Origin of the sequence: Janthinobacterium sp. CG3 (genome assembly GCF_000344615.1) — a bacterium.
Lineage (GTDB): Bacteria > Pseudomonadota > Gammaproteobacteria > Burkholderiales > Burkholderiaceae_D > Janthinobacterium.
Genome location: NZ_KB467824.1, coordinates 3762675 through 3787108 on the forward strand (window position 1 = coordinate 3762675; position 24434 = coordinate 3787108).

At 67.7% G+C, this 24434-nt stretch carries 23 protein-coding genes; 10 read left to right on the top strand and 13 right to left on the bottom strand.

Features of this window, described 5'->3' with window-relative positions; genetic code table 11:
* Positions 1-13: 13 nt before the first annotated feature.
* The 7 genes from JANGC3_RS0116570 to rsmB all read right to left on the bottom strand — a co-directional run bounded on the left by JANGC3_RS0116570 (position 14) and on the right by rsmB (position 6989).
* Positions 14-793 (bottom strand): class II glutamine amidotransferase, encoded by a 780-nt coding sequence (locus JANGC3_RS0116570; RefSeq protein WP_026133085.1) that lies wholly within the window; start codon positions 791-793, stop codon positions 14-16.
* Between the two features lie 158 nt (positions 794-951).
* Positions 952-1209 (bottom strand): BTH_I0359 family protein, encoded by a 258-nt coding sequence (locus JANGC3_RS0116575; protein WP_017877613.1) that lies wholly within the window; start codon positions 1207-1209, stop codon positions 952-954.
* 164 nt (positions 1210-1373) lie between these two features.
* Positions 1374-1799, bottom strand: a complete 426-nt coding sequence (locus tag JANGC3_RS0116580) for a hypothetical protein (RefSeq protein ID WP_035788763.1) — start codon at positions 1797-1799, stop codon at positions 1374-1376.
* Positions 1799-2524: a response regulator gene (locus tag JANGC3_RS0116585; protein ID WP_026133086.1), complete on the bottom strand. Its 726-nt coding sequence runs from the start codon at positions 2522-2524 to the stop codon at positions 1799-1801. The genes JANGC3_RS0116580 and JANGC3_RS0116585 overlap by 1 nt, the downstream gene beginning before the upstream one ends.
* Positions 2525-2609: 85 nt before the next feature.
* A complete protein-coding gene (locus JANGC3_RS0116590; RefSeq protein WP_051068390.1) occupies positions 2610-4868 on the bottom strand; it encodes an ATP-binding protein in 2259 nt (752 codons plus the stop codon).
* A gap of 23 nt (positions 4869-4891) precedes the next feature.
* Positions 4892-5461, bottom strand: coding sequence for a DUF4390 domain-containing protein (locus tag JANGC3_RS0116595; protein WP_026133087.1), 570 nt, complete (start codon positions 5459-5461; stop codon positions 4892-4894).
* Positions 5462-5540: 79 nt separating this feature from the next.
* The gene (gene rsmB, locus JANGC3_RS0116600) at positions 5541-6989 is read right to left on the bottom strand and encodes a 16S rRNA (cytosine(967)-C(5))-methyltransferase RsmB (RefSeq protein WP_026133088.1); all 1449 of its coding nucleotides are present in this window, start codon (positions 6987-6989) and stop codon (positions 5541-5543) included.
* A 324-nt stretch (positions 6990-7313) separates the two neighbouring features.
* Between rsmB and argS the strand changes: the two genes are divergently transcribed.
* The 7 genes from argS to JANGC3_RS0116635 are packed head-to-tail and all read left to right on the top strand — an operon-like array spanning position 7314 to position 13478.
* Positions 7314-9053 (top strand): arginine--tRNA ligase, encoded by a 1740-nt coding sequence (argS, locus tag JANGC3_RS0116605; protein ID WP_017877619.1) that lies wholly within the window; start codon positions 7314-7316, stop codon positions 9051-9053.
* Positions 9050-9757: an SPOR domain-containing protein gene (locus tag JANGC3_RS0116610; protein ID WP_017877620.1), complete on the top strand. Its 708-nt coding sequence runs from the start codon at positions 9050-9052 to the stop codon at positions 9755-9757. Before argS ends, JANGC3_RS0116610 begins: the two co-directional genes overlap by 4 nt.
* Before the next feature lie 12 nt (positions 9758-9769).
* Positions 9770-10441, top strand: a complete 672-nt coding sequence (locus JANGC3_RS0116615) for a thiol:disulfide interchange protein DsbA/DsbL (protein WP_017877621.1) — start codon at positions 9770-9772, stop codon at positions 10439-10441.
* 2 nt (positions 10442-10443) lie between these two features.
* Positions 10444-11226 carry an SDR family oxidoreductase gene (locus JANGC3_RS0116620; RefSeq protein ID WP_017877622.1) on the top strand — a complete coding sequence of 261 codons (783 nt, stop codon included), beginning with the start codon at positions 10444-10446 and terminating at the stop codon, positions 11224-11226.
* A complete protein-coding gene (locus JANGC3_RS0116625) occupies positions 11223-12035 on the top strand; it encodes a biotin--[acetyl-CoA-carboxylase] ligase (RefSeq protein WP_017877623.1) in 813 nt (270 codons plus the stop codon). Before JANGC3_RS0116620 ends, JANGC3_RS0116625 begins: the two co-directional genes overlap by 4 nt.
* 4 nt (positions 12036-12039) lie before the next feature.
* Positions 12040-12795, top strand: a complete 756-nt coding sequence (locus JANGC3_RS0116630) for a type III pantothenate kinase (protein WP_017877624.1) — start codon at positions 12040-12042, stop codon at positions 12793-12795.
* Entirely contained in the window at positions 12792-13478 is a 687-nt protein-coding gene (locus tag JANGC3_RS0116635; RefSeq protein ID WP_232429723.1) for an SPOR domain-containing protein, read from the top strand. The genes JANGC3_RS0116630 and JANGC3_RS0116635 overlap by 4 nt, the downstream gene beginning before the upstream one ends.
* An 87-nt stretch (positions 13479-13565) precedes the next feature.
* Here JANGC3_RS0116635 and JANGC3_RS0116640 read toward each other — a convergent pair whose 3' ends face one another.
* From JANGC3_RS0116640 to JANGC3_RS0116665, 6 genes are all read right to left on the bottom strand, one after another.
* Positions 13566-14612, bottom strand: a complete 1047-nt coding sequence (locus tag JANGC3_RS0116640; RefSeq protein ID WP_026133091.1) for a septal ring lytic transglycosylase RlpA family protein — start codon at positions 14610-14612, stop codon at positions 13566-13568.
* The gene (gene rodA / locus JANGC3_RS0116645; protein ID WP_026133092.1) at positions 14609-15721 is read right to left on the bottom strand and encodes a rod shape-determining protein RodA; all 1113 of its coding nucleotides are present in this window, start codon (positions 15719-15721) and stop codon (positions 14609-14611) included. The genes JANGC3_RS0116640 and rodA overlap by 4 nt, the downstream gene beginning before the upstream one ends.
* An 11-nt stretch (positions 15722-15732) precedes the next feature.
* The gene (gene mrdA, locus JANGC3_RS0116650; protein WP_017877628.1) at positions 15733-17832 is read right to left on the bottom strand and encodes a penicillin-binding protein 2; all 2100 of its coding nucleotides are present in this window, start codon (positions 17830-17832) and stop codon (positions 15733-15735) included.
* A 96-nt stretch (positions 17833-17928) separates the two neighbouring features.
* Positions 17929-18441, bottom strand: a complete 513-nt coding sequence (mreD, locus tag JANGC3_RS0116655) for a rod shape-determining protein MreD (RefSeq protein WP_017877629.1) — start codon at positions 18439-18441, stop codon at positions 17929-17931.
* Positions 18438-19487, bottom strand: a complete 1050-nt coding sequence (gene mreC / locus JANGC3_RS0116660; RefSeq protein WP_035788764.1) for a rod shape-determining protein MreC — start codon at positions 19485-19487, stop codon at positions 18438-18440. The genes mreD and mreC overlap by 4 nt, the downstream gene beginning before the upstream one ends.
* 119 nt (positions 19488-19606) lie before the next feature.
* Positions 19607-20650: a rod shape-determining protein gene (locus JANGC3_RS0116665; RefSeq protein WP_010393186.1), complete on the bottom strand. Its 1044-nt coding sequence runs from the start codon at positions 20648-20650 to the stop codon at positions 19607-19609.
* A 317-nt stretch (positions 20651-20967) separates the two neighbouring features.
* On the opposite strand from JANGC3_RS0116665, the gene gatC reads away from it, so the two are divergent.
* The 3 genes from gatC to gatB all read left to right on the top strand — a co-directional run bounded on the left by gatC (position 20968) and on the right by gatB (position 24350).
* Positions 20968-21270, top strand: coding sequence for an Asp-tRNA(Asn)/Glu-tRNA(Gln) amidotransferase subunit GatC (gene gatC, locus JANGC3_RS0116670; protein ID WP_017877631.1), 303 nt, complete (start codon positions 20968-20970; stop codon positions 21268-21270).
* A 78-nt stretch (positions 21271-21348) separates the two neighbouring features.
* Positions 21349-22833 carry an Asp-tRNA(Asn)/Glu-tRNA(Gln) amidotransferase subunit GatA gene (gene gatA, locus JANGC3_RS0116675; protein WP_017877632.1) on the top strand — a complete coding sequence of 495 codons (1485 nt, stop codon included), beginning with the start codon at positions 21349-21351 and terminating at the stop codon, positions 22831-22833.
* Positions 22834-22889: 56 nt separating this feature from the next.
* Complete coding sequence (gatB, locus tag JANGC3_RS0116680) at positions 22890-24350, top strand: Asp-tRNA(Asn)/Glu-tRNA(Gln) amidotransferase subunit GatB (RefSeq protein WP_017877633.1); 1461 nt, start codon at positions 22890-22892, stop codon at positions 24348-24350.
* Positions 24351-24434: the final 84 nt, after the last annotated feature.

Below are 24434 nucleotides of genomic sequence, written 5' to 3' on the forward strand. Positions count from 1 at the left end.
TGTCTTGGACAAATTACGCCGATTCGTCTTCCTGCGGCAATCCATCGACAAATAATTTCAATTCCCCGGGCGCAAACGCGGTCCACGACTCGTTGGTGGTCAGCGGTTGCGTGACGATGACGGCGACCCGGTCTTGCGGCGTGGTCAGGGTCGAAAAATCCACCGTGACGTCCTCGTCCGATAGTTTAGCGGTTACAAACGGATGTTGGCGCACGACATAAAACAGATTGGTCGAGCAGTGCGCGAACAGTTCGCCTCCGCTCGAGAGCAGCATATTGAAGGTGCCGTGGGCGGCGATGCCGCGCACCAGTTCGGCCAGCGCGGCGCGCAACCGCGGCAGCGGCGGAGCCGTCGCGCCGAAGCGCGCCCGCAGTTGCTGCAACAGGTAGCAAAAAGCCCGTTCGCTGTCGGTGCAGCCGACCGGCCGGTAGATGCCGTCCAATTCGGGGTGGAAATCCTTGAGGTCGCCGTTGTGGGCGAACACCCAGTAGCGGCCCCACAGCTCGCGCACGAAGGGATGGCAGTTCTCCAGCGCGACCCGGCCCTGGGTGGCCTTGCGGATATGCGCGATGACGTTCTTGGACTTGATCGGATAGCGCTTGATCAGTGCGGCGACGGGCGAGGCGACGGCGGCCTGGTGGTCGACGAAATGGCGCACGCCGGCGCCCTCGAAAAAGGCGATGCCCCAGCCGTCGTGGTGGGTGTCGGTGTGGCCGCCGCGCATGGCGAAGCCGGTAAAGCTAAAAACAATGTCGGTAGGGACATTGCAGTTCATTCCGAGAAGTTGGCACATGGTCTGCTTGCGGTTCTGCTATAACAGGCCAACCTTACCACGCGCGCACGCCGCCGGGGCGACGGCGCGCGTGATAGCGGCAACACACGGCGACGTAGCGAGGAAACCCGCACAGCCTCGCCCGTCGCCACCGGTACGCCCGGCCAGCGCCGCTGCCGTTAGTGCAGCAGCACCGGTTGGCTCATCAAGGAATCGTAGCCGCCCAGGAATTCGTCGATTTCCTCCATGCTCGGCTCGCGCGCGATCAGCAGGTTGACGTCGCGGCGGAACGACTGCGCCAACAGGCCGGCGATGAAGGTCTCGCGCTTGCCGCCCTTGTCGACGATTTCATAGCCACCGAAGCGCAACGCTTCCAGGTCGCGGTCGACGCCGAATTCGACGACGCTATATTGCTCGCTGTTGTAGATCAGATTCATGTGGATTCCTTCGCTTCATCGACATGGCGGCAAGCCATATCGTTCTTCAGAAATCAGGTGGGGCTGTCGCCGGCGTTTTCAAGTGGCGCGGACGGCCCCGCGCCGACGCAGTGTGTCAGGATATGATACCGGAGTGGCGCAAACGCGTCGCCCGCACGCGCCGTTCAGTCGTGTAGCGGGCCGGCAAAGCACGCGGCCAGGTCGAGGTCGAGGTCGGCGCCCAGCGTCAGCAGGGCGTCGTAAGGCGGGCTCGTCAACCACTGGCGCAGTTGCCCGAGGTGTTCGGCGTTGGCCAGGCTGATGAACAGTTGCGCCGGCGGCCGGCGCAACAGGCGGTTCAGGGTAACGCGCAGCACCAGGTTGCCGGTGCAGCACAGGCAACCGGGGGCGATGCGCAGCACTCGCGGCGCGGCCGCGGCCGGCGCGCGCTCAAGCAGGTCGGCCAAGGCGGAATTGCCGTCGGCCAAACCTTCGAGGATGGCGGCGCCGTCCGCGCCCGCGTGCAGCGCGGCGGCAATCGCCGCCTCGCGCTCGCGCGCGCCGGCGCCCGTCACCAGCACGGTTGCCGTGTTACCGGCGCCGCCGCCCATCACAGGTTTTTCTTGGCCAGCTTGCCGGGCTCGACGCCCAATTGCTTGAGTTTGCGGTACAGGTGGGTACGTTCCAGCCCGGTTTTCTCCGCCACCCGCGTCATGCTGCCGCCCTCGCGGCCCAGGTGGTGTTCGAAATACATGCGCTCGAAGGCGTCGCGCGCCTCGCGCAGCGGCAGGTCGAACGACAGGCTGAAGGTGTGGCCGTCGGCGGCCGGCTGCGCCAGCGCGCCGGTGCGCACCACCGCGTGCGACTGCGCCGCCGCGCCGCCGAACGGCGAGGCGGCGCCGGCCGCGCCGTCGTCCAGCGGCGCTTGCGGCTGCGGCCGCGGCGCCGGCGCCGGCGCGCGCACCGTTTCCTGCGCCCGCGTCAGACCCTGCTGCACCGCCTTCAACAGTTTTTGCAGGGCGATCGGCTTCTCGAGGAAGTTCAGCGCGCCGATGCGGGTCGCCTCGACGGCGGTGTCGATCGTCGCGTGGCCCGACATCATGATGACCGGCATCGTCAGCAAGCCGTCGCGCTGCCATTCCTTGAGCAGCGTGACGCCGTCCGTGTCCGGCATCCATATGTCGAGCAGCACCAGGTCCGGCGCGCCGGCGTTGCGCGCCTCGCGCGCCTGCTGGGCGTTTTCCGCCAACTGGATCGCGTGGCCCTCGTCTCCAAGAATCTCCGAGAGCAGCTCGCGGATCCCCATTTCATCATCAACTACGAGAATGTTTGCCATCTATCCTTGCCTTCCTCATTTCGCCGATTTCGCCGCGCAGTCACCGCGCCGCGTCACAACTATGATTTTATTAGTGTTTTAAGCGTTAAGCCAGATTAACCGGAGCTAACTTTAACAGCAAAATGACGACAGACGCGCCACTTCCGTCGGCCCGGTTCTCAATATCGATCCTGCCGCCATGTTCGTCGACGATTTTCTTGACCATGGCCAGTCCCAATCCAGTGCCGCGCGCCTTCGACGTCACATACGGTTCGAAGGCGCGCGCGAGTATTTTCGGTGCAAAGCCGGGGCCGTTGTCGCTGATCGCCAGGCGCACCGCGACGTTGACGCCGCCGCCGGCGCTGCGGTAGTGGATCGCCTCGGTGCGCACGTCGATGCGCGGGTGCGGCGCGCCCGGCGCGACGTCGTTCATCGCGTCCTGGGCGTTTTGCAGCAGGTTGTGGACCACCTGGCGCATCTGGGTGGCGTCGCCCATCACCAGCGGCAGGCCCGGCGCCAGCAGCGGGTGGATGATGTCGGCGTCATCGCCGCCCAGGTAAAGGTGGAGGATTTCCTCGATCAGCTCGTTCAGGCTGAGCGGCGTCAGCACCGCCGGCGGCGTGCGCGCGTAGTCGCGGAAGTCGTCGACCATGCGCTTCATCGCGTCGACCTGGTTGACGATGGTGGTGGTGCTGCGGTTGAGCAACGCGACGTCGGCCTCGCCGAGCTTGTCGGCCAGCTTCATCTGCAGCCGCTCGGCCGACAGCTGGATCGGCGTCAGCGGGTTCTTGATCTCGTGCGCCAGCCGGCGCGCCACTTCGCCCCAGGCGATCGAGCGCTGCGCCGAGATGACGTCGGAAATGTCGTCGAACACCACCAGGTAGCCGCTGCCGGTTTCCAGCGGCAGGCGCGAGCCGCGCGCCAGCAGCGTGATGTCGTGCTCGTCGCCGGGGCGGCGCGGAATCTCCACCTGTTTTTGCCAGTGCAGGCGCTGCAGGTTGCGCCCCGACGCCGTCTGCGCGCTTTGCGCCGTGAAGGCGCTGACGATGGCGCCGCCGAACTCCTCCATGCCGCCGATGTGCGCCAGCGGCTGGCCGACCATGGTCGCGCCGGCGTGCTGCAGGATGCGCTCGACCGACTCGTTGCAGGTGACGAGCTTGAAGTCGCCGTCGAGCACCATCACGCCGGCCGACATGTTCGCCAGCACCGACTCCAGGTGCGCCTTGGCGTTTTGCAGCGCGGCGCGGTTGCTCTCGACGGCGGTGCGCGCCTCGAACAACTGGCGCGTCATGGTGTTGAACGACTGCGTCAGCGTGCCCAGCTCGTCGCGGCTGGCGACGATGGGCCGCGGCGACAGGTCGCCCTCGGCCACCGCGCGGGTGCCCTCGGCCAGCACCAGCAGCGGCTGGGCCAGGTTGTCGGCGATCAGGAAGGCGCTGCCGATGGCGCCGAAAATGGCCAGCAGCAAGGTCAAGGTCAGCGTCTCGATGTACATCTTGCGCAAGCCCGAGCGCGCCACGTAGCGCTCCTTGTACTCGCTGTAGGCGGTGCGCAGCACCTCGGCGTTGGTGGCCAGGCTGACCGGCACCGACTGCAGCAGTTGCAGGTAGCGCGGCGCCGCGCCCGGGATCGGCACCAGCACCCGCAGGCGCAGGCCGGTGGTCGGGTCGGCCGCCGTGGCGGCGGCCGCGGCGGCCGGGCGCATGCCGCCGCCGTCCTTGCCGTCCTGCAATTCCATGCCGCCCTCGGCGGCGCCGTAGCCGGCCGGCCCGGCCGCCTGCGACAGCATGTCCGGGTTGGGCAGCTCGGCGCTCAGCTTGGCGTTCGGCCCGGCGCCGGCGCCGCCGACCAGGCGGCCGTCGGCGCGCACGATCAGCGCCGTCTGCATGCCGCGCTCGCGCACCAGGCGCGCCAGCGTGGCCATATTGTATTCGGGCGGTTCGGAGGACAGTTCCTGGGCCGAGCGCAGCGCGCGCGCCTTGAGTTCGAGCAGCTCGCTGTCGAGGCCGGCGCGCCCGAGGTTCAGGCCGGCCTCCAGGCCGGCCTCGATCTTGACGTTGAACCAGGAGTCGATCGAATGCGAGACGAACTGCACCGAGACGAGGAAAATCACCAGGCCGGGCAGGATGCCGATGCCGGCGAACAGCAGCACCAGGCGCGCCATCAGGCGCGAGCCGAACTTGCCGCTCTTGTGGCGGGCGTACAGGCGCGCCAGCGAAATGCCGACCAGCAGCAGCAGCGACACCGCCACCGCCGCGTTCAGGCCCAGCAACCAGGAATAATAGCGGTCGAAAAAACCCGAGTTGTCGGACGCCGACGCCAGCAGGAACAGCAAGATGCTGACCACGCCGCCGCCCACCACCATCGCATAGCGCAACGCCTGCTTCACTACTCCGCCTTGTACAGGAAGGACTTTTTATTCGAGCTCAGGCGCCATTCGCTGTTGTTGAAGGCGTTCACCTGGATCGGCTTGGGCAGGTAGTCGCGGTCCAGGTCCATGCGCAGCGTGACGTTGTAAGTCTCGCCCGGCTTGAGCGCGCCGCGCGCGGCCACCAGCCAGCGGCTGGGGCGGCGGATCAGGAACAGCGCGTCCTCGAGCGAGGCAAAGCTCTGCTGCACGTTGCCGGTGATCGAGACGTGGTACTGGCGCGTCAGCACGTTGTAGGAAATCCGGCTGGTGCGCCTGGCAACGATGGCCTTCTCGTCGAACCAGAACCAGCGCGGCCGGGTCAGCTCGATCTCGGTGGTGAAGAACAGCGGCACGCCGTGCTGCACCGCGTCCTCCAGGCCGTGGTTCAGGTCGAAGGCGTAGCTGGCGGCCAGCTTGTAGCCCTCGTCGACCGACTCGATGTAGGCGCGCGTGATCTCGACGCCGTCGGCGGCGTGGGCGCGCGGCAGCATGCACGCCAGCGTCAGCAGCAGTTGCCAGGCGAGCAATCGGAAAAAGCGTGTCGTCACAAGTGGGCCGGTGCTCAATAATGGTTGCGGTGGTTGCGGTGCTTGCGGTGCTTGCGTTGGAAAATGGCGGACCGGCCGCTTACCCGCCATTTTTTTGAAACAAGGCGTAAAACAGCCCGTCGTGGTCCTGTTCGGCCGTGCCGGTCGGCAGCAACTGGCCCGGCGCCGGCAGCCGCGTGGCGTTGTTGCGCACCGCGAAGGCGGCGGCCTGGGCTTCCGACTCCTGCGGCCACAACGAGCAGGTCACGAACAACAATTTACCATCGGGGCGCAGCATCTGCCAAAGGTTGTCGAGGATTTTGGCCGAAAGTGTTGCTAGTTGGAGCGCGTCGCCCTTGCGCCGCAGCCAGCGGATGTCGGGGTGGCGCCGCACGATGCCCGAGGCGGTGCATGGCACGTCGGCCAGGATGCGGTCGAACTGCTGGCCGTCCCACCACGCCGCCGACTGGGCGTCCTGCGCCTTCAGCGTCGCCGCCAGGCCGAGCCGTTCGAGGTTCTCGGCGATGCGCGGCAGGCGCTTGGCGTCGGCGTCGATGGCGGTCAGCTCGACGGCCGCCGTTTCCAGGATGTGGCAAGTCTTGCCGCCGGGCGCGGCGCAGGCGTCGAGCACGCGCATGCCGTCCCGCAAGTCGAGCAGCGCCGCGGCCAGCTGGGCCCCGGCGTCCTGCACCGAGACGTGGCCGTCGGCGAAGCCGGGGATCAGGCCGACCGCCACCGGCTGCTCCAGGCGCACCGCGGACGGGCCGACCTGGGCCGCGCCGATGCCGGCCTCGGCCAGGCGGGCCAGGAAGGCCGGCACCGTGCTCTTGCGCGCGTTCACGCGCAGCGTCAGCGGCGGCGCGGCGTTGCCGGCCGTCAGGATCGCCTGCCAGTCGCGCGGATAGGCGGCGCGCGCGGCGTCGATCCACCACTGCGGGTAGTTCCACTGCGCCAGCGGCTGCTGCAGCGCCGCCGCCAACAGCGCCTTGCGCTCGCGCAGGAAGCGCCGCAGCACGGCGTTGACCATGCCCTTGGCGTGCGCCATGTCGGGGTGCGAGGTGGCCACCGTGACGGCCTGGTCGACGACGGTGAATTCCTCGTAGGGCTGCTCGCCGGGTTCGGCGGCCATCAGCGCCAGCGCGCAGCACAGCAGCGCGGCCAGCATCGGCGGCTCCGGCGCCTTCAACGTCATCAGGCCGATCAGCGTCTCGCTGCGGCCCAGCTGGCGCATGGCGCGGTAGGAAATGTCCTGGATCGCGCCGCGCGCCTGCGGCGTGGCGCCGTTCTGCGCGAACACCTTGGCCAGCGCCTGCGGCAGGGCGCCGCCGCCGCGCACCTGGGCCACCGCGTTGGCGGCGCCGAGCAGGCAAAACGCCAGCGAATCGGCGCGCAGGTCGGGCTGGAAGTTCGGTTGCAGCCGCGGCTTCACGTCCGGGTGGTAGCTGGGGCGCAGCTTGGCGTACGCGGCGGCCTCGGCGGCGGCGGCCTCGGCCGGCGTCGGGGCCGGCTTCGAGACAATCTTCAACTTCAACATGGGGCGCTTAATCATCATCAATCCGGTATCTGGTCTGCGCGCGCGGCGGGCGCGGCCACGCACTGTAAAGGGTCGATTGTAGCGGTTGTGGCGCGGCTTCACCTAAGCGATTGCTTTACGGCCCGCAAAAGCGTTGTGAAAACCGCCATATGGCGCCCCTTTGCGCAAGCGCAAGCCGGCCCGCCTCCACACCGGCGCCCGCGCCGGCCCGGGGTTGCCGCACCGCTCGTATTGCTGGCGGCGCCAAACCAGTATAATTACTGCTGTTTGGCCGGCGCCTGGCGCCGTCCTTTTTGCCTTCGGTTGTTTATTTAGCGCGGCCCCGCCGCCACCACGCTCATGCTCGCTCAACAAAAACAAGAAATCATCGCCCTGTTCCAGGCCGCTCTCGTTCCCGTCCTGGCCGGCACTGCGCTGACGCCGTCGGTGGTGTTGGAGCGACCGCGCGACGCCTCGCACGGCGACGTCGCCTGCAATATCGCGATGCAGCTGGCCAAGCAGTTGAAGTTGAATCCGCGCGAGCTGGCCCAGACCATCGTCGCGGCGCTGCTGGCCGATCCGGCCGGCAAGGGTTTGATCGAGTCGGCCGATATCGCCGGCCCCGGCTTCATCAATCTGCGCGTGGCCGCCGCCGCCAAGCAGGCCGTCGTCTCGGCCGTGCTGCAACAGGGCGCCGCGTATGGCCAGAGCACCGCCGGCGCCGGCAAGCAGGTCGTCATCGAATTCGTCTCGGCCAACCCGACCGGCCCGCTGCACGTCGGCCACGGCCGCCAGGGCGCCCTCGGCGACGCGCTGGCCTCGCTGTTCGGCTCGCAGGGCTATGCCGTCACGCGCGAGTTTTATTACAACGACGCCGGCGTGCAGATCCAGACGCTGGCCAATTCGGTGCAGGCGCGCCTGCGCGGCCACAAGCCGGGCGACGCCGCCTGGCCCGAGTCGGCCTACAACGGCGACTATATCGCCGACATCGCCGGCGATTTCCTCGCCGGTAAAACGGTCGCGGCCAGCGACGGCGCGCCCGTCACCGCCAGCGCCGACGTCGAGGACATCGATTCCATCCGCGCCTTCGCCGTCACCTATCTGCGCAACGAGCAGGACATCGATTTGCAGGCCTTCGGCGTCAAGTTCGACAATTACTACCTCGAATCGTCGCTGTACAGCGATAACAAGGTCGAGTCCACCGTCGACGCGCTGGTCAAGTCCGGCAAGACCTACGAGGACGGCGGCGCGCTGTGGCTGCGCACCACCGACTACGGCGACGACAAGGACCGCGTGATGCGCAAGACCGACGGCAGCTTCACCTATTTCGTGCCGGACGTCGCCTACCACGTCGTCAAGTGGCAGCGCGGCTTCACCCAGGCCATCAACATCCAGGGCAGCGACCACCACGGCACCATCGCGCGCGTGCGCGCCGGCCTGCAGGCGGTCGACATGGGCATTCCGAAGGGTTACCCGGACTACGTGCTGCACAAGATGGTGACGGTGATGAAGAACGGCGAGGAGGTCAAGATCTCCAAGCGCGCCGGTTCCTACGTCACGGTACGCGACCTGATCGAATGGTCCGGCGCCGGCGATATCGCCAAGGGCCGCGACGCGGTGCGCTTTTTCCTTATTTCGCGCAAGGCCGACACCGAATTCGTCTTCGACGTCGACGTCGCGCTGAAAAGCTCGGACGAGAACCCGGTGTTTTATGTGCATTACGCGCACGCGCGCATCTGCCGCATGCTGGAGCAGTGGCACGGCGACGAGGCCACGCTGGCCGGCGTCGACCTGGCGCCGCTGACGGCGCCGACCGAGGCCACGCTGCTGGCGGCGCTGGCGGCCTATCCGGAGGTGCTGGCGCGCGCCCAGAACGAACTGGGCCCGCACCAGGTCGCGTTCTACCTGCGCGAACTGGCCGCCAACCTGCACAGCTTCTACTTCGCCGAGCGCGTGCTGGTCGACGACGAGCCGCTCAAGCTGGCGCGCCTGGCCCTGATGGTCGCCACGCGCCAGGTGCTGCGCAACGGCCTGGCCCTGATCGGCGTGTCGGCGCCCGACAAGATGGTGCGCGAAAGCCTGGAAAGCCCGGACGCATGAACGCTTCCGCCGCCCGCTCCAGCCCGCCGCGCAAGCAGCGCATTTCCAGCCTGCCGCGCCGCCAGCGCGGCAACACCCTCGTTGGCATCATCATCGGCCTGGTCGTCGGCCTGGTCATCGCCGTGGTCGTCGCGCTGGTGATCACCAAGGGTTCGACGCCGTTCACCGACAAGGCCAGGAACGGCAAGAGCGAGCCGACCGCCGGCCAGGCCAGCGATCCGAACAAGCCGATGTACGGCAACAAGGAGGCGGCGCGCGAGGCGGCCAAGGATTTCGACAAGGAGCCGAAAGCGCCGGCCGAGCCGAAGGTTGCGGCCGAACCGAAGCCGGCGCCGGAGCCGAAGGCCGCGCCCGAGCCGAAGCCGGCGCCGAAAGCGCCGCCGGCCGATCCGCTGCAACAGGTCATCGCCGGCTTCAGCAAGGAACCCGAGGCCAAGGCGCCGCCCAAGGCCGACGCGGCCGAGGAAAAATGGATCTACTACCTGCAGGTTGGCGCGTTCCGCGAAACCGTCGACGCCGAGAGCGCGCGCGCCAAGCTGGCCCTGCTCGGCTTCGAGGCCGCCATCACCGACCGCAACACCGACAACGGCGTGCTGCACCGCGTCCGCATGGGTCCGTACACCCAGGTCGAGTCGATGAACCGGGCCCGCACCAAATTATCCGAAAACGGCGTCGACGTCGCCGTCGTGCGCAACCAGAAATAACCAGGGAGTCTTATGCGTTTGCTCAAAAAAGTACTGTTTGCGGCGACCTTGTGCGGCGCGGCCATGGCCGCCCAGGCCTCGCCGGCCGATCCGAAAAACGGCGTCGAGTACCAGACCCTGCCGGTCGCGCAGGCGACGCCCGCCGGCAAAAAAATCGAGGTCGTCGAATTCTTCGCCTATTACTGCCCGCATTGCAACGTGCTCGAACCGGCGCTGGCCGCCTGGGTCAAGAAACAGGGCGACAACATCGTCTTCAAGCGCGTCCACGTGCAGCGCGACGAGAGCGTGGCGCCGCAGCAGCGCCTGTTCTTCACGCTCGAGGCGATGGGTCTGGTCGAGCAGTTGCACAGCAAGGTGTTCCAGGCCATGCACGTCGAACGCAACCGCCTCAACAGCGACGAGGCGGTCTTCAGCTTCGTTGAAAAGCAGGGTATCGACCGCGCCAAGTTCAGCGACGCCTACCGCTCCTTCGGCGTGGCCGCGCGGGTGCGCCAGGCCAACGCGATGATGGGCGCCTTCAAGGTCGATTCCTGGCCGATGATCGGCATCGACGGCCGCTTCACCACCTCGCCTTCGATGGCCAACGAAGGCTCGAAATCGGCGCAGAACGAAGAGCAGTTGAACAGCCAGGGTTTGGCCGTGATGGACCATCTGGTCGCGAAAGCGAAAGCGGAAAAGAAATAAGCATGCAGCAGCCGATGACGCGGGTTTTCATCACCGGCGCGTCGAGCGGCTTGGGCGCGGCCCTGGCGCTGCGCTACGCCCGGCAGGGCGCGACGCTCGGCCTGCTGGCCCGCCGCGGCGACGCGCTCGCCGCGCTGATCGCCACCCTGCCCAACCCGCAACTGCACCGCGCCTACCCGGTTGACGTCACCGACCACGCCGCGCTGGGCGCCGCCGCCGTCGACTTCATCGGCCACGCCGGCGGCGTCGACGCGGTGCTGGCCTGCGCCGGCGTGTCCTTCGGCACGCTCACCGAACACCCGGAAGACCTGGCCGCGTTCGCGACCATCATGGCGGTCAACGTCACCGCCACCGTGGCCACCTTCGCGCCCTTCATCGCCACCATGAAAGCGCAGGCCACGCCGGCGCGCCTGGTCGGCATCGGCAGCGTCGCCGGCATCCGCGGCCTGCCCGGCGCCGAGGCCTACAGCGCCTCGAAGGCGGCCTTGATGAGCTACTGCGAATCGCTGCGGCTCGAGCTCAAGCCGTACGGCATCCGCGTCGTCACGATCACGCCCGGCTACATCGACACGCCGATGACCGAGCATAACGCCTACCCGATGCCCTTCCTGATGCCGGCCGCGACCTTCGCCGCCAAGGCCGTCGCCGCCATCGCCGCCGGCGCCAGCTACCGCGTGATCCCGTGGCAGATGGGGCTGGTGGCCAAGCTGCTGCGCATGCTGCCCAATCCGCTCTACGACCTGGCGTTTGCGAAGGCGCCGCACAAAGCGCGCCGCCTGCCATGAGCGCAGTCGTCAACGCCACCGCCAACACCGGCATCAGCGGCGCCGCCGTCCACGCGCGCTGCGCCGCCAGCGCCGCCCACGTGGCGATCGAGGTGGTGGCCGAAACCGGCTCCAGCAACGCCGACCTGCTGGCGCGCGCCGCCGCCCTGCCCGGCCCGACGCTGCTGATCGCGCTGCAGCAGAGCGCCGGGCGCGGGCGCGCCGGGCGCGCCTGGCTCAGCGAGCCGGGCGCCACGCTGATGTTTTCGCTGGCATGGCGCTTCAAGGGGCCGCTGCAGCAACTGGTCGGCCTGCCGCTGGCGGTCGGCGTCGCGCTGGCCGAAACGCTGACCGCGCTGAGCGTGCCGGTTCGCCTGAAATGGCCGAACGACTTGATCAAGGACGACGGCAAGCTGGCCGGCATCCTGGTTGAAACCCTGGCCGGCGCCGACGGCGCGGTGTGGGCCGTGGTCGGGGTCGGCTTGAACCTGCTGATGCCGGACCGGCTCGAAAGCCAGATCGGCCGCGGCGTCGCCGCCGCGCCGTGGCTGGCGCAAATGGACCGCAACGACTTGATGGCGCAGTTGCTGAACCGGTTGGCGGCGACGCTGGCCGAGTTCGACGACACCGGCTTCGCCGCCTTTAGCGAGCGCTGGAACCGGCTGCACGCGCACCACGGGCGGGACGTCAAGATCCTCGACCGTGGCCAGGTGCTGCACCGGGGCGTCGCCCGCGGCGTCGACGACAGCGGCCGCCTGCTGCTCGACACGCCGCAGGGCCGGGTCGCGGTCTTGTCGGGCGACGTATCGTTGCGCTCAGCGGAAGAATAAAACCATGATGCTATTGATTGACGCGGGTAACACCAGAATAAAATGGGCGCTGGCCGAGCCGGGCGCCGCCCTGGGCGCCTGGCTGGCCTGGGGCGCGGTACCGCACGCCGGCCTGGCCGGCTTGCCGCAGGCGTGGCGCGCGGCGCTGGCCGGGCGGCCGCTGCGCGGCGCGCTGCTGGCCAACGTCGCCGGCGCCGCGCTGCGCGCCGGCCTGGAACGGGCGTTGCCGGCGGAACTGGCGCCGCACGCGGCGCGCTGGTTCGCCTCCGTGCCGCAACTGGCCGGCCTGCGCAACGGCTACCGCAACCCGGCCCAACTGGGCTGCGACCGCTTCGCCGCCGCCATCGGCGCGCGCGCGCTGGCGCCCGGCCGGGCCATCATCGTCGCCAATTGCGGCACCGCCACCACCATCGACGCGATCACGGCCGACGGCCGCTTCCTCGGCGGCATGATCCTGCCGGGGCTGGGGTTGATGGCCAGCGCGCTGGCGCGCCATACCGCGCAACTGCCGCACATCGGCCAGGACGTCGCGCTGCCGGCCGGTTTCGCCGACAATACCGACGACGCCATCCTGAGCGGCTGCCTGGCCGCGCAGGCCGGCGCCATCGAGCGCGCCTTCGCCGCCCACGGCGCCGCGGCATGCCTGATCTCGGGCGGCGCCGCGCCGTTCATCGCGCCCAGCCTGTCGCTGCCGTACCGCTTCGTCGAGAACATCGTCTTGATTGGCCTGCAGGCCGCCGCCGAGGACGCGTCGTGGTGAAATGGCTCTTTTGGCTGCTATTGGCCGTGAACGCCGGGCTGTTCGCGCTGGGGCGCGGCTACCTCGGCAGCTTCCACGCCGACGCGCACGAACCCGAGCGTCTGGCCAGGCAGCTCAACAGCGACAAAATCAGCCTGCTGCCGGCGGCGACCGCGACGGCCGCCGCTACCGCTACCGCCGGCGCCTCCGCCGCCAAGCCGGCGCCGAAGCCGCTCGAAGTGTTCGTCTGCACCGAGGTCGGCAATTTCGCGCCGGCCGACGCGCGCCGTTTCGAGAGCGCCCTCGAAGCGCTGGAACTGGGCGAGCGGCAGTCGCGCCGCAACGTGCCCGGCCAGGATATCTCCAGCTACATCGTGTATATTCCGCCGCAAGCCAACAAGGAGGCGGCCGACAAGAAAGCCAACGAACTCAAGCAATTGGGCGTGAACAATTTCTTCATCATGTCGGACAGCACCACGATGCGCTGGGCGATTTCGCTGGGCGTGTTCAAGCAGGAAACGGGCGCGCAAACGCTGCTGGCCAGCCTCGTCAAACAGGGCGTGCACAGCGCCCGCGTCGGCCCGCGCTACAGCAACGGCAAACTGCAGGCCTTCCAATTCCGCGACCTGGACCGGGCCACGCGCAGCCGCGTGGAGCAAATCCGGGCCAAGTTCCCCGAGCAGGAAATGCGCAGCTGCCGCTAGGCTGGAAGCGAAACCGGGGGCAGACGAGGACGCCGAGTCCACGATTTCCGGGAAATATTTCCTGGAAATCGTGGTCTGTCCCCGGTGTTAGCGCTGCACGACGATCGGCTTTACGCCAAAGGCGCCCAGCAGCGCTTCCGCGGCCTGGACCGCGGCCTGGCGGCTGGGAAACGGACCGCCGTACAGGCGATGCACCGTACCCGACTGCACCACGTCGAGCGTGCCCAAGGTGGCGGTGTAGGGTAGCAGGCGCAACCGCGCCGCTTCGGCGTTCTCGAGCCGTCCGAACGCCCCCATCTGTAAATAAAAACCGCCTTTCGCGGCGGCCGGCGCGGCCGCCTCAACCGCCGCCGCCGCGACCGGCAGCAGCGACTGGGTCGCTTCCGGCATCGCCACCGCCTCGGTCGACACCTCCTCCTCGGCCGCCAGTACCGCCGCCGACGGCGCCGGCGCGGCGGCGGCTTGCTTGCCGGCGGCGCGGATGCGTTCGATTTCGTCCGGCAGCAGCAGGTCGATCTGCAATTCGTGGCTGCCTTTGCTCAGCAGGCCAAGTTTCAGCGCCGCCGTGTAGGAGACGTCGATGACGCGGCTGGAATGGAAGGGGCCGCGGTCGTTGATGCGCACCACCACTTGCTTGCCGCTGCCGGCGCTGGTCAGTCGCACGTACGACGGAATCGGCAGCGTCGGATGCGCCGCCGTCATCTTGTACATGTCGTACAGTTCGCCCGACGAGGTGCGCTGGCCGTGGAATTTCTTACCGTACCAACTGCCGGTGCCGCGCTGGCTGAACGGCCGGTTGCCGGCGACCGGCGTGTAGGTCTTGCCGAACACCACGTACGGCCGGTTCGCCCGCGGCAGCGGCGGCTCGACCCGCGCCTCGGCGTCCGGCGTGTCGGCCAGGTTGGGCGGCGGATTCTCGCCCGGGCCGTCGTCCTTGTAGTAGCCGCCGCGGCCGGAGCCGGCCGGCGGCAGCGCCGGCAGCGACGGCTCGGCGCGCGACGACGGCGGCCTGGCGCCGGTCGCCGGCGTCGCCCCGCCCTGCCGCGGCGCGGTGCCGCAGCCGCCCAGCGCCAGCGCCAGCAGCGCCGCCAGCGCGGCGCCGGCGCGCGCCGGCGTCAACCGCCGACCCATCATGTCTGCACCAATTTACGGTGGCGTTGTATGCTCATTAGTATCCCTGCGTTAAGTCCCAGCGTCATCATGGCGGTGCCGCCGTAGCTCATGAACGGTAGCGGCACGCCGACCACCGGCAGGATGCCGCTGACCATGCCCATGTTGACGAAGGCGTAAGTAAAATAGACCATCGTGACGGCGCCGGCCAGCAGGCGCGAGAACACGTTGGCCGCGTTGGCCGCGATCATCAGGCCGCGCCCGATCAGCAGCAGGTACAGCAGCATCAGCAGCAGGTTGCCGGCCAGGCCGAACTCTTCCGAGTAAACCGCGAAAATGAAGTCGGTGGTGCGCTCCGGAATGAATTCCAGATGCGCCTGGGTGCCGTTGGTCCAGCCCTTGCCGGTCAGGCCGCCCGAACCGATGGCGATGACCGACTGGATGATGTGGAAGCCGCTGCCCAGCGGGTCCTGCAGCGGGTCGATGAAGGTCATCACGCGCTGGCGCTGGAAGTCGTGCAGGTTCGACCACACCAGCGGCAGGCTGGCCAGGAAGGCCAGCGCCATGCCGATCAGCATTTTCCACGACAGGCCGGCCAGGAAGATCACGTAGAAGCCGGCCGCGCCGACCAGCATCGCCGTGCCCAGGTCGGGCTGCCTGGCGATCAGGCCGATCGGCACCGCCAGCAGCACGCCGGCGATCAGGAAGGATTGCCAGCGCAGCGCCCCGGCGTTGTGCTGGAAATACCAGGCCAGCATCATCGGCATGGCGATTTTCATGAATTCGGACGGCTGGATGTCGATGCCGACGTGCAGCCAGCGGCGCGCGCCCAGCTTGATCGTGCCGAACAGCGCCACCGCCACCAGCAGCGCCACCGCCACCACGTACACCGGCAGCGCGACGCGCATCATCAGTTGCGGGCTGAGGTTGGCGACCAGCCACATCATCGCGAAACACATGCCGATGTTGCGGAACTGGTCTTCCATTTTGCCCGGAATGCCGATGCCGGCCGAGTACATCGCCACCAGGCCGGTACACATCAGCAACATCAGGATCAAGGTCAGCGACGGGTCGAACACCGCCAGATAGGGCCGCACCCGGCGCCACAGGGAGCGCCTCTCGTTCATACGCATGCAGCGTTTCCTTATGGTTTGTTAGCGGGCCGGGCCGGCGCCGGCTGCGGCGCCGGCGCCGGCGTCGTCGGCGCGGCCGGCGGTTTCGGCGCGGGCGCCGGCACGCCCGGCGTCAGCGTCGGGCGGATCGGCGCCGCGGCGGGCGCCGGCGCCGGCCGCGCTTCGGCGTTGGCGGCCTGCTCGTCCTCGATCGCTTCGACCGCCTGCAGCGCCTCGGCGTCCTCTTTCGGCACCTTGGTGGTGTCCCTCTCGTCCGAGCGCTTGCCCAGCAGATAGAAGTCGAGCGCCTTGCGGGCGATCGGCACCGCCGTGGTGGCGCCGAAGCCGCCGTTTTCCACCACGATGGCCAGCGCGATGCGCGGCTTGTCGGCCGGCGCGAAGGCGGTAAACAGCGCGTTGTCGCGCAGCCGCTCGGCGATCAGCTTGGCGTTGTACTTCTCGTTTTTCTTGATCGCGATCACCTGCGCGGTGCCGGTCTTGCCGCCCACCGTGTAGAGCGCGCCGAGGAAGGGTTTCACGGCGGTGCCGCCGGCCTCGCTGGTGACGCCGACCATGGCGCGCTTGATGGTGTCGATGTTGTCCTGCTTGAGCGGGATGCGGTAGCTTTCCTTGGCCACCGTCAGGGTGCGCGCGCGGGTGGCGCCGTCCTCGACGATTTTCACCAGATGCGGCTTCATCACCACGCCGTCGTTGGCCAGGTTGGCCACCGCGTGGGCGATTTGCAGCGGCGTATAGGAATTGTAGCCGGAGCCGTTGCTCACCGAAATCGTGTCGCCCTGGAACCACTTCTGCTGCGCCACGGTCTTGAAGCGGCCGCGTTTCCACGCCGTCGACGGCAACACGCCGACGCGCTCGTTCTCCAGGTCGATGCCGGTCGGCTGGCCGAAGCCGAACGGTTTCATGAAGTCATGGATCAGGTCGATGCCCATGTCCTTGCCCAGCTGGTAGTAATAGGTGTTGCAGGAAACCACGATGGACTTGTGCATGTCGACGGTGCCGTGGCCGCCCACCTTGTCGTCGCGGAACTTATGGTCGCCCAGGTACATGAAGCCGGGGTCGGAAATCGCCTGGCTTGGGGTGCGCTTGCCCAGCTCCAGCGCGGCCAGCGCCATGAAGGGCTTGAAGGTCGAGCCGGGCGCGTAGGTGCCCGACAGCGGCCGGTTCACCATCGGCCGGTCGAGCGAGGTGTTGAGTTCGTTCCAGCTCTGCTGGTCGATGCCGTCGACGAACAGGTTCGGGTCGTAGCCGGGCCGCGACACGTAGGCCAGGATGTCGCCGGTGGACGGCTCGATCGCCACCATCGCGCCGCGCCACTCGCCGAAGGCCTCCTCGACCACTTTTTGCAGCTCGATGTCGATCGACAGGATCAGGTTGTTGCCCGGCACCGCCGCCTTGCGCGACAGCGTGCGCATGGCGCGCCCGCGCGCCGACACCTCGACCTCCTCGTAGCCGGTGGTGCCGTGCAACTGCTTCTCGTAGCTTTTCTCCAGGCCCTCCTTGCCGATGTAGTCGGTGCCGCGGTAGTTGGCGGCGTCGTCGGACTCCTCCATCGCCTTCGCCTCGCCGCGGTTGATGCGGCCGATGAAGCCGACCACGTGCGAGGCCACCTCGCCCAGCGGATACTGGCGGAACAGGCGCGCCTGCACCTCGACGCCGGGGAAGCGGAAGCGCTGGGCGGTGAAGCGCGCCACCTCCTCGTCGCTCAGGCGGCTGCGCAGCGGCACGCTGGCGAAGTTCTTCGACTCCTCCAGCATCTTCTTGAAGCGGCGCCGGTCCTTGACCTCGATCGCCACCAGCTTGGCCAGGTCGTCGATCACCGCGTCCAGGCTGGCGGTCAGCTTGGACGGCGTGATCTCCAGCGTGTAGGCCGAGTAGTTGCGCGCCAGGATGACGCCGTTGCGGTCGAGGATCAGGCCGCGGTTGGGGACGATCGGCACCAGCGCGATGCGGTTGTCCTCGGCCTGGGCGGCGAAGTCGTTGTGCTTGATCACCTGCAACCAGATGAAGCGCGCCAGCAGGCAGCAAAAGCAAATGAACACCAGCGCCACCAGCGCGGTCAGGCGCAGGCGGAAGAAATGCAGCTCGCGTTCGGTGTTCTTAATCTCGGTCATCGGGTCTGCTCATGGGCATGTCGGGGCAAATCGGGGAGTGTCGGGGACGCCGCCAAGGCGGCGCGCAACGGCGCGGCGGGCCGGCCGCGCGCCGCCTCAGATGGGCCGGGTGTGGTCGCGGTCCACCGCGCGCCGCTGCGGCGCCAGCAGCATCCACGTGACCACCGGCCACAGCGCCACCGAGACCGGGCTTTCTATGAAATACGACCAGCCCGGCAGCATGCCGGTGCCCAGGAAGCGCACCAGCAGCTGGATCGACTGCGTCAGCAGCAGCAGCGGCAGCACGTGGAAGGCCTGGGTCATAACGGGAAACCAGAGTACCCGGCGGTGCATCATGATGGCGAAATACGACAGCAGCGTGTAGGCCAGCGCGTTCTCGCCGAGCCGGCTGGCGTTGTGCACGTCCATCAGCAGGCCCATGAAAAAGGCCATGCCGATGCCGACCCGGCGCGGCTGGTGGATGCCCCAGAAGACCAGCACCAGCGCGACGAAGTCCGGCACGCCGATCAAGCCGCCCCAGGGCAGCAGGTTCAGCAAAAACGCGCACAACAGGCTGAAGCCGATGAAAATCGGACTCACCGGCAGCAGGATGTAATGGGGGCGGTTCATCGGCTTTCCTCCTTCGGCTTGGCGGCGGCGGCGCCCGGGACGGTGGCCGGCGCGGCCGGCCTGGCGGCGGGCGCGGCGCCCGCCTTGGCGGCGTCTTTGGCCGGCGCGGCGGCGGCGGCGGGCGTTGGCGCCGCCGGCGCATCCTTGATCGGCGCCATCTTGCCGTGCTTCTTGCTGGTTTTCAACTCTTCCTCGGGCGGGCGCGGCGCGATGTTCGGCGTCGACATCAGCACCAGCAACTGGGTGTTGCGGGCGATGCCGGCCAGCGGCTGGCACACCACGCGGCCGAAGACGCCGTTGGCGTTGTTCTCGACGAGCATCACGCGCGCCACCGCCAGCCCGGCCGGATAGACCCCGTCCAGGCCCGACGTGACGACGATGTCGCCGACCACGATGTCGGCGTTGGTGGTGGTGTAGCGCAGCTCCAGCTGGCCCGACTGGCCGCCGCCGTAGGCCACCGAGCGCAGGCCGCTGCGCAAAATCTGCACCGGGATCGCCTGCGCCTTGTCGGTCAGCAAGGTCACCTCGGCGGTGAACGGGAACACCCGCGTCACCTGGCCGACCACGCCCAGGTTGTCGATCACCGGGAAGCCCAACTCGACGCCCTGCTGGCTGCCGCGGTCGAGCACGATCTTGCGCGAGTACATGTCGCGCGCGTCGTACAGGATCTCGGCCATCATCGACTTCACCGGCACGTGCTCGCGCGCCTCCATCAGCCTGCGCAAATGGTTGTTCTCGATGATATTCAACTGGGCTTGCTGCATGGTCTGGGCGGCAACGATCTGCTGGCGCTTCAGCTCGCGCACCTCGGTCTCCAGCGCCGACAGCGAGGAGAAGTAGTTGCCGACGCCGTAAGCCAGGTTGCGCGGCGCCAGCGCCGCCATCTGCGCCGGGTACAGCAGCGTGCCCACGCTCTGGCGCAGCGCGTTCAGGGCGAACTTCTGCGAATCGGCCAGCAACAGGCCGATCGAGATGCAGGCGAACACCATCATCTTGACCCTGGCGGAGGCACCTTGTTTGAACAGGGGCGGAGGGCTGTATTCCATGACTTCCAATAATCCGGCGCAAAGACGCCAACGAGACGACTCTCGACCAACAAATCAGCCAAAAAAGTCAGCCAAAACTGCGATGGGCCGGAACGCTGTGTTCCGGCCCATCGTGTCGATTATTCGTAGGAGAAGATCGAACCGAGCTTGTCCATACGCTCCAACGCCATGCCGGAGCCGCGCACCACGCAGGTGAGCGGGTCCTCGGCGACCAGCACCGGCAGCCCGGTTTCCTCCATCAGCAGGCGGTCCAGGTCGCGCAGCAGGGCGCCGCCGCCGGTCAGCATCATGCCTTTTTCGGCGATGTCGGCGCCGAGTTCCGGCGGGGTCTGCTCGAGCGCGTTCTTGACGGCCGAGACGATGTTGTTGAGCGGGTCGGTCAGCGCTTCCAGGATCTCGTTGCTGGAAATGGTGAACGAGCGCGGGATGCCCTCCGACAGGTTGCGGCCCTTGACTTCCATTTCCTTCACTTCCGAGCCGGGGAAGGCCGAACCGATGGCCTTCTTGATGGCTTCGGCGGTCTGCTCGCCGATCAGCATGCCGTAGTTGCGGCGGATGTAGTTGACGATGGCCTCGTCGAACTTGTCGCCGCCGACGCGCACCGAACCCTTGTAGACCATGCCGCCGAGCGAGATGATGCCGACCTCGGTGGTGCCGCCGCCGATGTCGACGACCATCGAGCCGGTCGCTTCCGACACCGGCAGGCCGGCGCCGATCGCCGCCGCCATCGGCTCTTCGATCAGGTACACCTGCGAGGCGCCGGCGCCGAGCGCCGATTCGCGGATGGCGCGGCGCTCGACCTGGGTCGAACCGCACGGCACGCAAATGATGATGCGCGGCGAGGGCCGGAAGAATTTCGAGTCGTGCACCATGCGGATGAATTGCTTGAGCATTTGTTCGGTGACGGTGAAGTCGGCGATCACGCCGTCCTTCATCGGCCGGATCGCCTCGATGTTGCCGGGCACCTTGCCCAGCATCTGCTTGGCTTCCTTGCCGACCGCCTGGATGGTTTTCTTGCCGTTCGGGCCGCCTTCCTGGCGGATCGCCACGACCGATGGCTCGTCCAGCACAATACCGAGGCCGCGCACATAGATAAGGGTGTTGGCCGTGCCCAAGTCAATGGCCAGATCGGTGGAAATATACCTGCGTAAAAAACCAAACATGAGTGTCCTGTAGCGCATCGAGCTGCGCAAAAGCTGTTGTAGGGGGTATCTATGCGGGCGCCATCGGAGGCTGCTGGGGCGCTGGCGCACTCTTTTCTATGCTGCGGCAGCAGTGAATCGGCGCCGACAACGCATTAACCCGCCATTCTACCTTATAATTTGATTGCGATTTACTCAAAAAGCGCCTAAAAATGCGGCCCGGCCGGGCGCGAAATACACGCCATTGGCGCGCTTTTATGAGCAAAATAGCACTAAATACCCGCGTTTTATCTATACGCCAACTTTAAACCCGCGCGGCCCGTCCGCGCCATTTCGCCATGTCCCTGACCCTATCCGACGTAAAACGCATCGCCCACCTGGCGCAACTTGAAATGGGCGACGAGCAGGCCGCCACCGCGCTGGGCCAACTGAACGGTATTTTCGCGTTGGCCGAGCAAATGCAGGCGGTCGACACCACCGGCGTGGCGCCGTTGAGCCACCCGCTGGCGGCGCACATGGACAATATCGCGCTGCGCCTGCGCGAGGACGTCGCCAACGAGCCGAACCGCCGCGACGACTACCAGGCGCTCGCGCCGAAGACCGAGGACGGCTTGTACCTGGTGCCGCAGGTGATCGAGTAAACGCCCGAGCAGCCGACCGCCAAGCACCCGGCGAACCGCGCGCGCCCCACCCCGCCGAACCGACTTGAATTGACCACCATGCATACAAAAACCATCAAAGAGCTGTCGACGCTGCTGCACAGCAAGGCGATTTCCGCCACCGAACTGGCGACCCACTTCCTCGACCGCATCGACGGCAGCGCGCTGAACGCCTTCCTGCACGTCGACCGCGCGCTCACGCTGGCGCAGGCCGCCGCCGCCGACGCCCGCCTGGCCGACGGCACCGCCACCGCGCTGACCGGCGTGCCGATCGCCCACAAGGACATCTTCGTCACGCGCGACTGGCGCTCGACGGCCGGCTCCAAAATGCTGGGCAACTACACCAGCCCCTTCAACGCCACCGTCGTCGAGAAATTCAACGCCGCCGGCATGGTCACCCTGGGCAAGCTCAACTGCGATGAATTCGCCATGGGCTCGGCCAACGAGAACTCGGCCTTCGGCGCCGTCAAGAACCCGTGGGACAGCACGGCCGTGCCGGGCGGCTCCTCGGGCGGCTCGGCCGCCGCCATCGCCGCGCGCCTGGCGCCGGCCGCCACCGCCACCGACACCGGCGGCTCGATCCGCCAGCCGGCGGCGTTTTGCGGCGTCACCGGCATCAAGCCGACCTACGGACGGGTGTCGCGCTTCGGCATGATCGCCTTCGCCTCCTCGCTCGACCAGGGCGGGCCGATGGCCAAAACCGCCGAGGACTGCGCCCTGCTGCTGACGGCCATGGCCGGCTTCGACGAGCGCGACTCGACCAGCCTGACGCCGGAGCAAGGCGGCGTGGCGGAAGACTACGCGCGCGACCTGGGCCAATCGCTGGCCGGCCTGCGCATCGGCGTGCCGCGCGAATACTTCGGCGAAGGCCTGGCGTTTGACGTCGAGCAGGCCGTGCGCGCCGCGCTGGCGCAATACGTGGCGCTGGGCGCCACGCTGGTCGACATCTCGCTGCCGAACACCGCGCTGTCGATCCCGGCCTACTACATCATCGCCCCGGCCGAGGCGTCGTCGAACCTGTCGCGCTTCGACGGCGTGCGCTACGGCCACCGCGCCGCCGAGTACAAGGACTTGCAGGACATGTACAAGAAGAGCCGCGCCGAGGGTTTCGGCGCGGAAGTGCAGCGCCGCATCATGGTCGGCACCTACGTGCTGTGCCACGGCTACTACGACGCCTACTACCTGAAGGCGCAAAAAATCCGCCGCCTGATCGCGCAAGACTTCGCCGCCGCGCTGAACGGCCCCGACGCGCCCTGCGACGTCATCATGGGACCGGTCGCGCCGAGCGTGGCCTGGGACCTGGGCGCCAAGACCGACGACCCGGTCGCCAACTACCTGGCCGACATTTACACGCTGTCGACCAGCCTGGCCGGCCTGCCCGGCATGTCGATTCCGTGCGGCTTCGGCCAGGGCGAGAAGAACGCCGCGCGCCCGGTCGGGCTGCAAATCATCGGCAACTACTTCGCCGAAGCCAAGCTGCTGAATATCGCCCACCAGTACCAGTTGGCCACCGACTGGCACCTGCGCGCGCCGGCCGGCGTTTAAGCGATAACGCATCAACGAATTCGGCCCCCCGCGGGCCAACAGAAAGCGAGAACACTATGCAATGGGAAGTCGTCATCGGTCTTGAGAACCACGTGCAGCTCACCACCCAGTCCAAGATTTTCAGCGGCGCGCCGATCCAGTTCGGCGCCGCGGCGAACACCCAGACCAGCCCGGTCGACCTGGCGCTGCCGGGCGTGCTGCCGGTCATGAACAAGACCGCCGTCGAGCGGGCGATCCGCTTCGGCCTGGCCGTCGGCGCCACCATCGCGCCGACCTCCATCTTCGCGCGCAAGAACTATTTTTACCCGGATTCGCCGAAGGGCTACCAGATCAGCCAGTTCGAAGACCCGGTGGTGCAAGGCGGCAGCCTGACCTTCGGCTTTGAAAAGGACGGCGAGTTCGTCACCAAAACCGTCAACCTGACGCGCGCCCACCTGGAGGAGGACGCCGGCAAGTCGCTGCACGAGGACTACCACGGCATGACCGGCATCGACCTGAACCGCGCCGGCACGCCGCTACTGGAAATCGTCAGCGAGCCGGAACTGCGCAGCGCCGCCGAGGCGGTAGCCTACGCCAAGGCGCTGCACTCGCTGGTGATGTGGTTGGGCGTGTGCGACGGCAACATGCAGGAGGGCTCGTTCCGCTGCGACGTCAACGTCTCGGTGCGCCCGGTCGGCCAGAAGGAATTCGGCACCCGCTGCGAGATCAAGAACTTGAACTCCTTCCGCTTTATCGAAGAGGCGGTGCACTACGAGGTGCGGCGGCAGATCGAGCTGATCGAGGACGGCGGCAAGGTCGAGCAGGCCACCCGTCTGTACGATCCGGACCGCAAGGAAACCCGGCAGATGCGCAGCAAGGAAGACGCCCAGGACTACCGCTACTTCCCGGACCCGGACTTGCCGCCGCTGGTCATCTCGCCGCAGTGGATCGCCCGCGTCCAGGCCGACATGCCGGAACTGCCGGAGGCGATGCGCGCCCGCTTCACCAAGGAATACGGCCTGTCCGACTACGACGGCCTGGTGCTGACGCAGTCGCAGGCGATGGCGGCGTTCTTCGAGGCGGTGCTGGCCAAGGCCGGCAAGGAACAGGCGAAGACGGCGGCCAACTGGCTGATGGGCGACGTCGCCTCGACGCTGAACCGGGAAAACGTCGACATCGTCGACGCCCCGGTGTCGGGCGCGCAACTGGCGCTGCTGCTGGCGCGCATCGCCGACGGCACCATCTCCAACAAGCTGGCCAAGGAGGTGTTCGCCGGCATGTGGCAAGCCAAGTCGGCCGACGAGAACCTGGCCGACCTGGTCATCGACGCCAAGGGCTTGAAGCAGATTTCCGACAGCGGCGCGCTGGCGGCGATCGTCGACGAGGTGCTGGCGGCCAACGCCAAGTCGGTCGAGCAATACCGCGCCGGCAAGGAAGCGGCCATCAACGCGCTGATCGGCCAGGCCATGAAGGCCTCGAAAGGCAAGGCCAACCCGGCCCAGCTGACCGAGCTGCTGAAGCAAAAGCTGGCGGGCTAAGCGAACCGGCATCGGCATAGGGGGGGCAGCCAAGGATGGCTGCGCCCCTGCCACACCACCCGCGCATGCGGCTGCGCGCCGGGT

Coding starts and splice junctions, on each gene's coding strand:
- JANGC3_RS0116570 (WP_026133085.1), bottom strand. CDS start 793: ATGTGCCAACTTCTCGGAATGAACTGCAATGTCCCTACCGACATTGTT.
- JANGC3_RS0116575 (WP_017877613.1), bottom strand. CDS start 1,209: ATGAATCTGATCTACAACAGCGAGCAATATAGCGTCGTCGAATTCGGC.
- JANGC3_RS0116580 (WP_035788763.1), bottom strand. CDS start 1,799: ATGGGCGGCGGCGCCGGTAACACGGCAACCGTGCTGGTGACGGGCGCC.
- JANGC3_RS0116585 (WP_026133086.1), bottom strand. CDS start 2,524: ATGGCAAACATTCTCGTAGTTGATGATGAAATGGGGATCCGCGAGCTG.
- JANGC3_RS0116590 (WP_051068390.1), bottom strand. CDS start 4,868: ATGGTGGTGGGCGGCGGCGTGGTCAGCATCTTGCTGTTCCTGCTGGCG.
- rsmB (WP_026133088.1), bottom strand. CDS start 6,989: ATGATTAAGCGCCCCATGTTGAAGTTGAAGATTGTCTCGAAGCCGGCC.
- argS (WP_017877619.1), top strand. CDS start 7,314: ATGCTCGCTCAACAAAAACAAGAAATCATCGCCCTGTTCCAGGCCGCT.
- JANGC3_RS0116610 (WP_017877620.1), top strand. CDS start 9,050: ATGAACGCTTCCGCCGCCCGCTCCAGCCCGCCGCGCAAGCAGCGCATT.
- JANGC3_RS0116615 (WP_017877621.1), top strand. CDS start 9,770: ATGCGTTTGCTCAAAAAAGTACTGTTTGCGGCGACCTTGTGCGGCGCG.
- JANGC3_RS0116620 (WP_017877622.1), top strand. CDS start 10,444: ATGCAGCAGCCGATGACGCGGGTTTTCATCACCGGCGCGTCGAGCGGC.
- JANGC3_RS0116625 (WP_017877623.1), top strand. CDS start 11,223: ATGAGCGCAGTCGTCAACGCCACCGCCAACACCGGCATCAGCGGCGCC.
- JANGC3_RS0116630 (WP_017877624.1), top strand. CDS start 12,040: ATGATGCTATTGATTGACGCGGGTAACACCAGAATAAAATGGGCGCTG.
- JANGC3_RS0116640 (WP_026133091.1), bottom strand. CDS start 14,612: ATGATGGGTCGGCGGTTGACGCCGGCGCGCGCCGGCGCCGCGCTGGCG.
- rodA (WP_026133092.1), bottom strand. CDS start 15,721: ATGCGTATGAACGAGAGGCGCTCCCTGTGGCGCCGGGTGCGGCCCTAT.
- mrdA (WP_017877628.1), bottom strand. CDS start 17,832: ATGACCGAGATTAAGAACACCGAACGCGAGCTGCATTTCTTCCGCCTG.
- mreD (WP_017877629.1), bottom strand. CDS start 18,441: ATGAACCGCCCCCATTACATCCTGCTGCCGGTGAGTCCGATTTTCATC.
- mreC (WP_035788764.1), bottom strand. CDS start 19,487: ATGGAATACAGCCCTCCGCCCCTGTTCAAACAAGGTGCCTCCGCCAGG.
- JANGC3_RS0116665 (WP_010393186.1), bottom strand. CDS start 20,650: ATGTTTGGTTTTTTACGCAGGTATATTTCCACCGATCTGGCCATTGAC.
- gatC (WP_017877631.1), top strand. CDS start 20,968: ATGTCCCTGACCCTATCCGACGTAAAACGCATCGCCCACCTGGCGCAA.
- gatA (WP_017877632.1), top strand. CDS start 21,349: ATGCATACAAAAACCATCAAAGAGCTGTCGACGCTGCTGCACAGCAAG.
- gatB (WP_017877633.1), top strand. CDS start 22,890: ATGCAATGGGAAGTCGTCATCGGTCTTGAGAACCACGTGCAGCTCACC.